This is a genomic window from Streptomyces sp. NPDC050625 (assembly GCF_040654755.1).
Lineage (GTDB): Bacteria > Actinomycetota > Actinomycetes > Streptomycetales > Streptomycetaceae > Streptomyces.
Genome location: NZ_JBFAIQ010000002.1, coordinates 542,027 through 554,852 on the forward strand (window position 1 = coordinate 542,027; position 12,826 = coordinate 554,852).

Consider the following 12,826-nt stretch of genomic DNA (forward strand, 5'->3'; position numbering starts at 1 on the left):
AAGACGCTCTCCGGAGGAAGAAGAAGTGAGCAACGAACGCAAGACCGTCGCCGTGCTCGGCGCCGGGACCATGGGGTCGGGGATCGCCACCGTGATGGCGAGAGCCGGTCATCGCACCATCCTCTTCGACGTCAACGAGGCCAACCTGGAGCGCGGACTCGGCACGGTCCGCTCGTTCTTCGACCGCAGCGTCTCGCTCGGCAAGCTCGCCGCAGCCGACGCGGAGGCCGCCAAGGCAAAGCTGGTCGGCGCCACCGACCTCAAGGAGCTTGCCGCCAGCGACGTGCTCGTCGAGGCGGTCTTCGAGGACCTCTCCCTGAAGAAGGACCTCTTCGGCCAGCTCGACGACATCGTGGCCGAGACCACTCTGTTCCACACCAACACCTCGACACTCTCGGTCACCGGCATCGCCTCGGGCTCGCGGCGACCGGAGCGGGTGGTCGGCACCCACTACTGCAACCCCGCGCCGCTGATGAAGCTGGTGGAGGTGGCCGACGGGCGCCACACCGCAAGTTGGGCCCACGACGCCACGGTGGAGTTTCTCGCGGGCCTGGGCAAGACCAGCGTCGTCACCAAGGACCGCCCGGGCTTCATCGTCAACCGCTTCCTCATCCCGTGGGAGAACTCCTGCATCGACGCGCTGGAGAACGGCCTGGCCACCCGCGACGAGATCGACGCCGCGGTCAAGGGCTCGCTCGGCCACCCGATGGGCCCGTTCCAGCTGCTCGACATCGTCGGTATGGACATCCACCAGCAGGTCGCCACCCGGCTCTACGAGCAACTGCGCGACCCCCGATTCTTCCCGCCGCCCATGGTCGAGCGGATGGTCGCCGCCGGTGACCTGGGCCGCAAGACCGGCCGCGGTTTCTACACCTACGACGACACCCGCCTTTTCGGGTCGTGAGGAGACCAGCATGACCTCCAAGGAACACATCGGCCTGCTCGGCTTCGGCACCATGGGTGCCGGCATCGCACAGGTCTTCGCCTCTGCCGACCACCGGGTCACGGTGCTGGAGGCCGACCAGGCGCGGCTCGACGCCGGCTTCGCCTTCGTCGGTGACTTCCTCGCCACCGGGGTACGCCGTGGCAAGCTGACCGAGGCCGAGCGGGACGCGCTGCTGGCCCGCATCGAGGGCACTGTGAACGTCGCCGACCTCGCGGACGTCGACCTCGTCGTGGAGTCGGTCACCGAGCGCCCCGAGGTGAAGAAGGCGCTGCTGGCCGAGGTCGCCGCCGTGGTCGGCGAGCAGACGCCGCTGCTCACCAACACTTCCGCGCTCTCGGTCACCGACCTCGCCACCGCCGTCCCCAACCCGAGCCGGGTCGCGGGGCTGCACTTCTTCAACCCCGCCCCGCTGATGCCCACCATCGAGGTGGTGCGGGCGGTTCAGACCGACGAGTCGCTGGTACAGCGGCTGGTCGCGCTGGTCGCGTCGCTGCCCGGCAAGGAGCCGGTGGTGGTCAAGGACCGCCCGGGCTTCCTGGTCAACGCGCTGCTGATCCCGTATCTCAACGACGTGGTGCAGGCCTACGACGACGGCCTCGCCAGTGCTGAGGACATCGACGTCGCCCTCAAGCTGGGCCTGGGCTACAAGGCCGGCCCGCTGGAGCTGCTGGACATGCTCGGCCTCGACGTCCACCTGCATGCGAGTGAGAGCGCCTACCAGGCCACCCTCGACCGGCGCTACGCCCCGCCGCCGCTGCTGCGGCAGATGGTGGCCGCCGGCCGGTTGGGTAACAAGAGCGGCTCGGGTTTCCGGGCGAAGGAGAGCTGAGATGACCTACGACGACATCCTCATCGACCGGGACGGCGCCGTCCTGGTCATCACGATCAACCGACCCGAGGCCGGCAACAAGCTCCGCCACCAGACCTGCTTGGAGCTCGTCGATGCGCTGCAGCGGTTCCGGCTCGACCCGCAGCTGCGCGCGGCGGTGCTGACCGGCGCCGGCGAGAAGTTCTTCTGCATTGGCGGCGAGCACGACCCGGTGACGTCACTCGACCAGTCCCAGGTGCTGCCGATCATCGACGTCTACCAGGCCATCGACACCATCCCGAAGCCGATCGTTGCCGCAGTCAACGGATTCGCGGTCGGCGGCGGCAACGTGCTGAACACGGTCTGCGACCTCACCGTGGCCGCCGAGAACGCGGTGTTCCGCCAGGTCGGCCCGATGGTCGGCAGCTTCGATGCCGGCTATGGCACCTGGTATCTCGAGGACACCGTCGGCCGCAAGCGGGCCAAGGAGATGTGGTACCTCAACCGCAAGTACGACGCCGAGCAGGCGCTGGCGATGGGCCTGGTCAACGAGGTGGTGCCCGCCGGGCAGGCACGCGACCGCGCCGTAGAGCTCGCCACTGAGATCGCCACCCGCAGCCCGATGGCGATCGCCGGGCTCAAGGGCGCCTTCTCCGCGCGTCACAATGGCGTCTCCGGCCAGGCCCGGATGGCCCACGACCAGCAGCTCTCCTACTACCTCACCACCAAGGAGGCGCACGAGCTGAGCGCGGCCTTCGGCGAGCGCCGGGAGCCCGACACGGAGCAGTTCTGGTCATGAGCGCACCGCTGGTCACCGCACCGATGACGTGGTACGGACCCCGTCTGGCCGAGGACGAGCAGGACCTCCTCAAGCTGCTCGACAGCATTGCCGCAGGCCGGGGCACGGTGCTCTCCGACGACCCCGAGATCGTCGCAGCCCTGGTCGCCGAGCTCGCCGGGCTCGGCGTGTGGACCCTGGCCGCCGCCGAGGAGCACGGCGGCGGTGGCGCCGGCCGGGCCGCGGCAGTCGTGGTCTGGGAGCGGCTCGGCCGCTACTGGCCGGCGCTGGGCTGGGCCTCGGTCCAGGCCCACGCGGCGCTCGCCGCGCTCGGCCCGGTCCTCGCGGACCCGGCGTTGGCCGCGCTGGCGAGCGGCCTGCACAGCGCCACGGCGGCAGTCGCGGTGCTCGAGGCACGCCGTCCGCTGGCCGCGCTGAGCTGGGAGGGCTCCACCGTCACTGGCTCGGTCGCCCGTCTCGACGCGGCCCACCCGGCGCCGCACCTGCTGCTGCTCGACGGCGCTCGGTGTCTCCTAGTCGCCCCCGACGACGCGGCCACCATCCCGGTCGCCCGCACCGGGCTGGCAGGCGCTCTCACGATGAGCGCCACGATTGGTGCCGCCACTGAGCTATCTGGGGCGGACGCCTCGGCGGCACGCGCGCTGCTGCGGCTCGGCGGGGCGGTCGTCGCCGCCGGCATCGCGGGCGCTGCCGCTGACACCTCCGCTGCCTACACCGCGAGTCGCCGCCAGTTCGGCGGCCCGCTTATCGACCTGCCCACGGTGCACCGCTCGGTGTACGAGCAGCAGGCCTGGGTGCGTGGACTGCTGGCGGAGGCGATGGGCATCGACCAGGAGCCATCGGCCACGGCCGGGCTGCTGACCCGCGCCGCTGATGGCGCCATTGACGTGGCCGCCGCTGCCCTGCAGAGCCATGGCGGCTACGGCTACCTGACGGAGTACCCCGTCGAGCGCTATCTGCGCGACGCGGTGTCGCTCCGCGCTGCTACTGCCTCGTAAGCGAGTGCGGACGACCTGGGTGCTGCACGCGCCTGGGGAGCCACGGCCCTCGTTGCGAGAGTTGTCAACCTGACTCTAAGAAGAGAGAAGAGCTATGACCGTCCCGTCCCCAGCCCTGGCTGGTCCCGTCGCCCTGGTCACGGGTGGGACAGGCGGCGTCGGCCGCTCCGTCTGTGATCAGCTGGCGGCACGCGGCTACAGAGTCGCTTTCACCTACAACCGAAGCGAAGACAAGGCCAACTCCCTCGCTGAGGATCTTCGCGGGGCGGGCGCGGATGTGATCTTCGGGCGTCCCGTCCTCAGCGATCCGGCCCAGATGGACGACTTCGTTGGGCAGTTGCTGGAAAGGTGGGGACGAATCGACGCGGTCGTCCATGCGGCGGGACCGTATGCCGACCAGCGTTTCGTCAGCACATGGTCGAGCGAGCAGTTCCGCCGCCACATCGATCAGGAACTCTTTGCCTTCTTCGAGCTGGTGCGCACGACGCTGCCGCACTTGCGCGTGAGCAGCGGCACCATCACAGCTGTTACGACGTTCGCCCTCCGACGCTTTCCAGCTCGTGACGCTCTCTCCTCAGCGCCCAAGGGCGGTATCGAAGCACTCATCCACGCGCTTGCGCTCGAGGAAGGCCGCTACGGAGTGCGCGCCAACGCCGTCGGCCCAGGTGTCATGGCCGATGGAATGGGCGTGACTCTCGAGACCTCTGGCGACGTATCGCCCGAGATGCGTGAGCGCAACAAGCGCGACATCCCGCTGGGTCGACTGGGCCTGGGGTCAGAGGTCGCCAACGTTGTGTGCTTCTTGCTCTCAGAGGCCGCCAGCTATGTCACGGGTCAGTGGATCGACGTCGACGGCGGCTACACGCTCTGAGACGAGTCAGTCCACATGGATGCGGGCGCTGACTTGGCACGGCTGCCCGGACGGCCGCCGAAGCTCAGTCACTCGGAGTTGCTGTGCCTGCGCATTACCGGGACATGATCCCGTTCATCCCGCAGGACTCCGGCACCGCCCCACGGTCAAACGGTCCGAGTTGGCGGGCTGGGCCAACTACGGCTACTGCGCGTCGCATTCACGCCCCTTCTGGGGGCTGCGGTCGTCCCGCAAGAAGGAAGTCATGCGGGCCGGCGAGCCGATGCTCAAGAAGGTCCGCCGGCTCATCGAGTCGGTCAACGACACCCTCAAGGCCAGCTCGACCTGGAACAACACGGCGCACGCACCGTCGAGGGCGTCGCGATCCGGGTCGCCCAGCGCGTCCTGGCCCTGGCTGCCGCGATCTGGCACAACTTCTGGACCGGTCAGGCGGTCAGCCGCTCACTGACCGCCTATGACCACTGACCGTGTTCGGACGGACTCGTCTGAGGGCTGCAAGGTGGGTCCTGGCCCCGCGCGTGGACTCGTCTGTGCAGACACGTGCAGATTGCTCAGAACTAGACCTTGCTCTTAATGTTCGACATCTTTAATGTTGCGCACGTCGCTTGTCGGTCTCGGGTCGTGACGGGCAAGCAGGTGACTCCGAGCGGCACTCCGTATGCCTGATCCGGACTCAAAGAACGAGGAGACCAATGAAGCTCAAGATGATTCGTCGACGTGCCGGAGTTCGCACAGGTGGGGTTGCGGCTGGCACAGCGCTCTCGCTCCTCGCGCTCAGTGCATGCGGTGGCGCGTCGGGCAGTTCCTCGAGCGACGCCTTCACTGTCGGCATGGTCGTGTCCAAGACTGGTCCGCTTTCGACCTATTCGACCGACTGGGAGAACGGGTTCCGTGCGGGCCTGGACTACCTGACGCACGGCAAGATGGAGATCGACGGCAAGCCGATCAAGCTGATCGAACGTGACGACACCGGGGATGCGACCGTCGGCTCCAATGTCGCGACCAACCTGCTGAGCGACGGCGCTCAGGTACTGGTGGGACCGACTTCGTCGCCGGTCGCACTCGCGGTCGCCAACCTGGCCATCCAGAACAACGTGCTGTTCGTTGCCGGCGACTCCGGCACCACGGACCTGGTGGGGATGGACGACCGTGTCTTCGCGCCGTTCGGCGCCTCGCGCAGCGGCAACGAGATCGACGCCAAGATCGTCGGCGACGTGGCCGGGAAGACCGTTGCCACCATCGACCCGGACTATGAGTTCGGCCAGACCCAGGCAGCGGGCGTCAAGGCCGTGCTCAAGCCCCTCGGTGCGACGGTCAAGTCGTTCCTGGAACCGACCGATACCGCCGACTTCACCACGGTGGCCCAAAAGGTGGCGAAGCCTCATCCCGACTTCGTCACGACCTCGTGGCTGGCTCCCGGTCAACTGCAGCTCTATCGAGCCTTGGCCGCGCAGGGCGTGTTCAAGGAATCCCACCTGTATGCCGCACTGATGAAGTCGGACAGCTTCAAGACGATTGCGGAGTCGCTGGGCAAGTTCGTGAACGACACGCGATTCTCGATCGCCTACTTCCCGGGCGCCACGGGCAATGAGCAGGATCTGGCGCTGCAGAAGTACGGCAAGGCGCACAACCACACGGTCGAGTACGACGACTCGATGGGCTGGACCGCGGCCGAGATCGTCTACCACGCCCTGACCAACGGCGACGCCTCGGATGGTAAGTCACTGGCGAAGACCGTGAAGGACTGGTCGTTCACGGGACCGCAGGGCGAGGTCCAGATCCGCGGGAAGGACAACCAGATCATTCTCCCGCGCTTCATCGTCCAACTCACTGAGCACAACGGCCAGTGGGGTCCGAAGCTCGTCAAGGCCGTGCCGGCGTCCGAGTTGGTTCCGCCGGTCGTCAAGGCCATCGGCCAGTGAGGGTCGGGTAACGAGAGCAACGGTTGTGGGACGCCGGCTGGAGAGCCGGCGTCCCACAACCCTCCTGAGTTCTGTCAGGCCCGAGTTGCAACCGTCGAAATCACACCGTCTGCCACTGACCCGGGCAATGGTCCCAGGATGGACAAGAAAGGGGAGTCAATGAGCGCCGGATCGGCCCTTGAGCTCGCTGACATTCAGTATCGCATCGGCGCCGCCCGCATTCTCACCGACGTGTCACTTCGCGTCGCGCCAGGTGAGATTGTCTGCCTGATCGGGCCCAACGGGGCAGGCAAGACCACCTTGATGAACGTCATCACCGGGACTGTCCGACCGCAGTCAGGCTCCATCACCTGGCAAGGCCGGGACGTCACCAGGCACGGGCCGCATCATCGCAGCCGCCTCGGCCTGGGCCGCACGTTCCAGACGTCCTACCTCTTCGACCAGCTCACGCTCTCGGAGAACGTCGCTCTCGGTGCGGGCGGCCCCCATGCAAGCGGAATCCGGGGACTGCTCGGAATCGGCACGAACGCCCGGCATCTGCGCGAACAGGCCGGTGAGTCGTTGGAGATGGTGGGCCTCGGAGCGAAAGCGCACCAGCGAGTCTCCTCCCTGTCACACGCAGAACGTCGCAAGGTCGAGATCGCTATTTCGTTGGTGAGTGGCGCGGACATGGTGCTGCTCGACGAGCCGATGGCAGGGGTGAGCGCCGAAGACGTGCCGGACTTGGTCGAGCTCATCCAGCGACTCGCCACTCCGACAACCTCGGTCATGTTGGTCGAGCACCACATGGACGTCGTGCTGCAACTTGCGCATCGGCTCGTGGTGCTCCATCACGGGGAGGTCCTCGCCGAGGGCCATCCCGACGACGTGATGAACAACCGCGAGGTGCAGACCGCCTACATGGGAGAAGAACTGTGACCACCATCGGATCGGTCCTCTCGGTCCGGCATCTCAGTGCGCGCATCGGGACCTCCCAGATCTTGCATGGCGTTGACCTCGAAGTGCCACGCAACCAGACCACGGTGATCCTCGGCCGCAACGGTGTCGGCAAGACGACCCTGCTTCGTTCGATACTGGGCTACGTCGAAGCCAGCGGCCACATCGAGTTGCTCGGTCATCCGATCGACAGGCTTCCGACGCACAAGAGGGTCCGCGCTGGAATCGCTTATGTGCCCGAAGATCGCGACGTGTTCCGCAGTCTCACGGTCGAAGAGAACCTGCGCCTTGCCGAGCGAGCAGGGCAGGTACCCCGATACGACCTGGTCTTCGACCTCTTCCCCGATCTTGCCGACCGGCGGTCACAGAACGCCGGCTCGCTCTCGGGTGGCCAGCAGCAGATGGTTGCGCTCGGCCGGGGCCTCTTGTCCGAGTGTGAGCTGCTCATCGTCGATGAACCCACCAAGGGCCTTTCGCCCCGTGTGGTGCAGGAAGTCGTCGACGTGCTGGCTCGCGTCAAGGAAGGAGTGACCATCCTCATGGTCGAGCAGAACCTGTCAGCCGCCCAACAACTGGCAGACGATGTCGTCGTCATCAGTGAAGGAACGGTCGTGGCCAGTGGAACCGGCGAGATGCTGGTCGATCGCGACAAGCTGCGCGGCTTCCTCGGCGTCGGTCGCTCGGAGGAAGTGTGATGGATACCTTTGTCCTGCTCACGGTCGCCGGACTCAGCATCGGTGCACTGTATTATCTGCTCGCCTCCGGACTCAGCATCATCTTCGGTCTGCTGGACGTGCTGAGTTTCGCGCACGGCGCGCTGGTGACGGTCGGGGCCTACGCGGCGATCGAGACCATGGCTCACCTAGGCACGCCCTCGGTGCCCGGCTTTCTCCTTGCCGTCCTCGCGGCCACCGCGGTCGGTGGACTTGTCGCGTACGTGATCGAACGGCTCCTGGTGAGGCCCATGTACAGCCGGGGCCACCTCGCCCAGCTTCTGGTCACCATGGGAGCCGCGCTGATCATGGCCGCGCTCATCGAATCGGTCAAAGGCCCCGACGAAGTCCACATGCCGCTTCCCAAGGCGCTTGACAACTCCATCCACATCTTCGGTGCAGTCATCCCGATCTCGATGGTCCTCACCATCCTTGCCGCGATCGGGCTCCACGGCGGACTCCTGCTCTTCCTGGCTCGCACCCGGCACGGTCTGATCGTGCGCGCCGGCGTTGACAACGCCGACATGGTGCGCGGCCTGGGGATCGATGTGTCGCGCTCGTTCTCCTTGGTCTTCGTCCTGGGCGGTCTCGCGGCAGGCCTCGGCGGCGCACTTGCCGCGGTGTACGTGCGTGCAGCGACTCCGTCCCTCGGCGACACCTACCTGGTGTACGCCTTCATCGTCCTCATCATTGGCGGTCTCGGGTCGCTGAGAGGTGCTTTCGTGGCCGCCGCGATCGCCGGAGTGATCCAGCAGTTCGCCAACTACTACGTGAAGGCGGGCGCCGGCGACATTGTCGTTCTTGCGCTGCTTGTCGTGGTGCTGCTACTGCGCCCGCAGGGCCTGTTCGGTCGTGTCGGAAGGAGCGTCTGAAATGCGTCGTGTCCGCGTCCTCGCTGCCTCGGCAGTGCTTGTGGTTTTCCTTTTCATACTGCCCACGCTCGATCTGCCAACGTTCGGGATCCTGCCGTCGAGCACCGGCATGCCGGGCTCGCTTCGGCTCTTGGCTATCGTGGTGATCACTGCCGCGCTCGCCGTCACCTTCGATCTGCTGCTCGGTCAGACGGGACTGCTTTCCTTCGGCCATGCGGTCTATTTCGCCGGCGGATCTTACGTGTTCGCGATGATGCTCAACTACACCAGTTTGTCGTTCTGGGCCGCCGCGTCCTTGGCTGTAGTCGCGGTCTTCGCGGCCAGCCTCATGCTCGGGATGGTCTCGCTGAGAGTCGACGGGCTCGCCTACGCGATGGTGACACTGGCGTTCCTCGAGCTGGTTTCGGTGATGGTGACGCGCGGATATTTCGGCACGAACGGCGAATCGGGACTGAGGCTTCCCTCGGAGAAAATCCCCGAGAACTTCATCGGCATCCGCAACGTTTCCAACGTCTACAGCTTGGCCGTTGTGGTCTCGGTCGTGGTCATCGCATCGGCCGTCCTCCTCACGCGCACGCGATTCGGTCTCATCCTCCGCGGTATGCGGGATAACCCACTCCGTATGCGAGTAATGGGGTATGACGTCTATTGGACCAAGCTCGTCATCATGGCAGTGAGTTCGGGGATGGCTGCCCTTTGTGGCGTTGCGTACACGATCATCCTCTCCGGTGCGGATCCGACGACGACGACAATGACGTTCTCGCTCTCGCTCATGTTCATGGTGGTGATCGGAGGCTCAGGCTCGGTAGCCGGCGCCGCTGTCGGTGGCGCCGTCTATGCACTCTTGTTGCAGCGCCTGCCTGCTTTGGGTGACTCGGTAGCCGGCTCCGGTCCGGCGGTGGTGTCGGATATCGTGCGCGAGCCGCAGCTGCTCCTCGGGGTCATCTTCCTGGCGGTTGTCTTCCTCGCGCCGGCCGGTATTCGAGGGCTTGTTTCGCGGGCGCGGGCCGGCCTGGCAACTGCGGCGCGGACCGCGCGCCCGCCGCGCCCGCGTGCCGACGCCAGTCACTGAGATACGCCTGCCGACTCTCCGGGAGGGGTTGGTCTTCGAAGTGACGGTGCACTCGGTTGGCACGTGGCGTCGTTCATTCGTCGGGTGTGTGACGTGCAGAGACTTGGTGCCGCAGTCGCTCGCGCATCAACTCGATGAGAGCGCCGTCCAGGTGACTCCGTCGACCAGGCTCTTCCGACTTCCGGTGGGCGAGCGGCGCGCTGGTGACAGCGTGTCTGCCTCCGTTGCAGCGCGGCAACTGGACTGCAAGGGGTCTGCTGCACCGGTTCGTGCAGCAGGCCCAAGAGGAGTGCGGCGGATCCGGGGACCGCGCGTGGGGCTGCGACGCGCGGGGTCGAGCTGTACAGGGCCGGCAAGAAGACCGCCGCCGACGGCACAGCGACCCTGACGCGGGTGGTGTGTGAGGACGAGACACCGGAGCAGATGATGATCGCTCGGTCCGAGGCCGAGAGAGCGGCGCTACGCGCGAGGCGACCAAGCTGAACACCGAGCGGGGGATCGCGTCTCAGGCGGCCAAGTAGGTCGCCGAGTGAGACGCGCTGGTGAGTCGCGTTCAGTTCGTTGCCGAGAAATCCGCCACCTTTGAGGCGTAGCGACCGTGTCAGCTGCTCGAGATCGAGCGCTTCCCCTACTCGCCCTAGCTCAAGGGTGCTGTCGGGCGTCCCCGCCGCGCGGCTGCCGGTGCCGTCTTGGCCGAGCAGATCCGGGCCATCTACACCGCAGACACGGGCGGAGCACCTCGGATCACCGCCCAATGAAACGACAACATGCCCGCGGAGGACCGGGGCAATCACAGGCGCGTCGCACGGGTGATGGCACCGCCCCGCGCCACACCGGTGCTACGTCGGGGAGATCGCCTACGTGCCGGTCGCCGGTGGCGGCAATCTCTACGTGGCTGCCGTCATCGGCTGCTATTCGCGCCGGCTCGTGGGCTGGGCGGACGCGGACCACCTGCGCACCGAGGTCGTCACCGACGTCCTCCAGGTTGCTGCCAAGACCGCGCGAGCCACCTGGAGCGATCTTCTACCGCGACCATGGGTCGGTCGCCACCTTCAAGGATCACGCGGGGCTCTGCGAGTCGCTGGCGTGCTGCAGTCGCTGGGCGCGGTCGGCACCTCGGCCGACAAGGCGCGGTGGCCGAGTCGTTTGATGCCACCCCGTAACGAGGGGTCCCCCACGACGCGAACACCTGACGCGACGAACTCACCTGCCCCGCCAGGCCTTCACACGGGCTTCGTCACGCGGCTCACCAGTTACCACGCCCAGCGACGCCGCTTTTGTGGTGCCACTGCCAATCATCGGCCGACTACGAGTCCGGCACCGCCGCCGGGTCGTCCTCCTGTCCAAAACCGCGGGGACGACCCGGCGGATCAGCAGTGGAGGGCCGAAGACACCGACGAGGTCGACCTGTGCCGCTCGAAAAGTCGTCGCTGCAGGTCACGCGGCGTAAATGTACTCGCTGATGAGGCTGCCGAGGATCCGGGTGCGCAGCAGCTTGTGGGCGCCGCTGTCTATCGCGGTGGGCTGTTTCTGGGCATCGGGTGGTAGCTGGTTGCGCGCCTGGCGGGCTCGATGCTCGTTGTGGCGCCTCTGGTAGGCGGCAAGCACCTGCCGGGCATGCGCCTCTCCCATGACGAGGATGTCGTCGCGTTGCGCCTGCCGAAAACCTCATCCGTCGAGGTCAGGCGGCATGTTGGTACTCGTGGAGGATGCCGCCGAGTCGTTCGTGTCGTCGTATGTCGAGGTGGGTGATCTGCTCCGGATCGGTGACCGGCATTGGCAACGGGTGGAGCGGGCGGGCGTTGGCGATGCCCTGATGCGGCCGGTGGGAGTTGTAGTGCTCGTCGAACTCCCGTAGTGCATGGAGAAGGTGCCGCTGGTTCCAGATCAAGGTGGGGTCCAGCAGTTCGCGTCGGCAGGTTTGTACCCAGCGTTCCATGATCGAGTTCATGCGCGGCATCCGCACGCCGCTGAGCACCACCTCGATCCCCGCATCGTTAAGGATGGTGTCGAACAGGGCGGGGAACTTCCCGTCCCGGTCCCGGATCAGAAACCGCGCCCGGCAGCTGGCGTCCTCGAGGTCCATGACAAGGTTCTTCGCGGCCTGGGTCACCCAAGATGCGGTCGGGTGCGCGGTGGCACCGAGTATCCGGATCCGGCGGCTGGCGTGCTCGATCACCGTGAACACATACATCCGTGCTCCGGACAGGGTGACCGTCTCCAGGAAGTCGCATGCCAGCAGGGCGTCGGCCTGGGAGTGCAGGAAGTCCGCCCAGGTGCTGGAGGCCCGCTCGGGCGCCGGGTCGATCCCGGCCTCCTTCAGGATCTCCCAGACAGTGGAGGCCGCGACCTGGATCCCGAGAACGAGGAGTTCGCCATGGATGCGGCGATAGCCCCAGCTGGGATTCTCCCGGACGAAGCGGAGGACCAGGGCGCGGATGGAGTGCACGGTCCGCGGTCTTCCCGGGCGCTTGGGCCGGGAGGCGGCAGCGTGGTGGCGTGCGACCAGATCGCGGTGCCAGCGCAGCACCGTCTCCGGCCGCACCAACAGCCGTACCCGGCGCAGCACCTCCACCGGAAGCCGGTTCAGCAACGACGCCAGGAACGCCCGATCGCTCGGGGTGAACCGCACCTTCTCCTTGCCGAGTTGGCGCTGCAGGACCGTGATCTGGTGACGCAGGGCGAGGATCTCGGCGTCCTTGTCCCGGTCACTCATCGGTAGCAGGCGCAGCAGGGCGAACGCGTTCGTCACGGTGAGGTAGGCCAGTCGCAGCAGCACGACGGACCATCATGCCGGGGCAGTCACCATCCGTACGAGACGCCCCATTCCGAGCACCCGAGCCCCCCGACCCCGCGCACCCCCCATTAGGCGCTCCCACCAGGCGGATG

Annotated in this window: 12 protein-coding genes and 2 pseudogenes; 12 read left to right on the forward strand and 2 right to left on the reverse strand. The window is 66.7% G+C overall.

The window, feature by feature from the left end; all coding sequences use genetic code 11:
* The first annotated feature begins 25 nt into the window (after positions 1–25).
* The 12 genes and pseudogenes from AB0I54_RS06625 to AB0I54_RS06680 all read left to right on the forward strand — a co-directional run.
* A complete protein-coding gene (locus AB0I54_RS06625; RefSeq protein WP_363294792.1) occupies positions 26–904 on the forward strand; it encodes a 3-hydroxyacyl-CoA dehydrogenase family protein in 879 nt (292 codons plus the stop codon).
* Positions 905–914: 10 nt separating this feature from the next.
* Positions 915–1,775 carry a 3-hydroxyacyl-CoA dehydrogenase family protein gene (locus tag AB0I54_RS06630; RefSeq protein WP_363294793.1) on the forward strand — a complete coding sequence of 287 codons (861 nt, stop codon included), beginning with the start codon at positions 915–917 and terminating at the stop codon, positions 1,773–1,775.
* Position 1,776: 1 nt separating this feature from the next.
* A complete protein-coding gene (locus AB0I54_RS06635; protein WP_363294794.1) occupies positions 1,777–2,553 on the forward strand; it encodes an enoyl-CoA hydratase-related protein in 777 nt (258 codons plus the stop codon).
* Positions 2,550–3,551 carry an acyl-CoA dehydrogenase family protein gene (locus tag AB0I54_RS06640; protein WP_363294795.1) on the forward strand — a complete coding sequence of 334 codons (1,002 nt, stop codon included), beginning with the start codon at positions 2,550–2,552 and terminating at the stop codon, positions 3,549–3,551. The genes AB0I54_RS06635 and AB0I54_RS06640 overlap by 4 nt, the downstream gene beginning before the upstream one ends.
* A 94-nt stretch (positions 3,552–3,645) precedes the next feature.
* Positions 3,646–4,422, forward strand: a complete 777-nt coding sequence (locus AB0I54_RS06645; RefSeq protein WP_363294796.1) for an SDR family oxidoreductase — start codon at positions 3,646–3,648, stop codon at positions 4,420–4,422.
* Between the two features lie 136 nt (positions 4,423–4,558).
* Positions 4,559–4,887, forward strand: a pseudogene (locus AB0I54_RS06650) (hypothetical protein); the annotation flags it as partial.
* A 227-nt stretch (positions 4,888–5,114) separates the two neighbouring features.
* Positions 5,115–6,344, forward strand: coding sequence for an ABC transporter substrate-binding protein (locus AB0I54_RS06655; RefSeq protein ID WP_363294797.1), 1,230 nt, complete (start codon positions 5,115–5,117; stop codon positions 6,342–6,344).
* A gap of 138 nt (positions 6,345–6,482) precedes the next feature.
* Positions 6,483–7,262, forward strand: coding sequence for an ABC transporter ATP-binding protein (locus AB0I54_RS06660; RefSeq protein ID WP_363294798.1), 780 nt, complete (start codon positions 6,483–6,485; stop codon positions 7,260–7,262).
* Entirely contained in the window at positions 7,259–7,975 is a 717-nt protein-coding gene (locus tag AB0I54_RS06665; protein ID WP_363294799.1) for an ABC transporter ATP-binding protein, read from the forward strand. The genes AB0I54_RS06660 and AB0I54_RS06665 overlap by 4 nt, the downstream gene beginning before the upstream one ends.
* Positions 7,975–8,865, forward strand: coding sequence for a branched-chain amino acid ABC transporter permease (locus AB0I54_RS06670; protein ID WP_363294800.1), 891 nt, complete (start codon positions 7,975–7,977; stop codon positions 8,863–8,865). The genes AB0I54_RS06665 and AB0I54_RS06670 overlap by 1 nt, the downstream gene beginning before the upstream one ends.
* A gap of 1 nt (position 8,866) precedes the next feature.
* Positions 8,867–9,937, forward strand: coding sequence for a branched-chain amino acid ABC transporter permease (locus tag AB0I54_RS06675; RefSeq protein ID WP_363294801.1), 1,071 nt, complete (start codon positions 8,867–8,869; stop codon positions 9,935–9,937).
* A 333-nt stretch (positions 9,938–10,270) separates the two neighbouring features.
* A pseudogene (locus AB0I54_RS06680) lies at positions 10,271–11,094 on the forward strand (DDE-type integrase/transposase/recombinase); the annotation flags it as partial.
* Positions 11,095–11,374: 280 nt separating this feature from the next.
* Here AB0I54_RS06680 and AB0I54_RS06685 read toward each other — a convergent pair.
* Both AB0I54_RS06685 and AB0I54_RS06690 read right to left on the reverse strand, forming a co-directional pair.
* The gene (locus tag AB0I54_RS06685) at positions 11,375–11,569 is read right to left on the reverse strand and encodes a hypothetical protein (protein WP_363294802.1); all 195 of its coding nucleotides are present in this window, start codon (positions 11,567–11,569) and stop codon (positions 11,375–11,377) included.
* Positions 11,570–11,618: 49 nt separating this feature from the next.
* Positions 11,619–12,716, reverse strand: coding sequence for an integrase core domain-containing protein (locus tag AB0I54_RS06690; RefSeq protein ID WP_363294803.1), 1,098 nt, complete (start codon positions 12,714–12,716; stop codon positions 11,619–11,621).
* Positions 12,717–12,826: the final 110 nt, after the last annotated feature.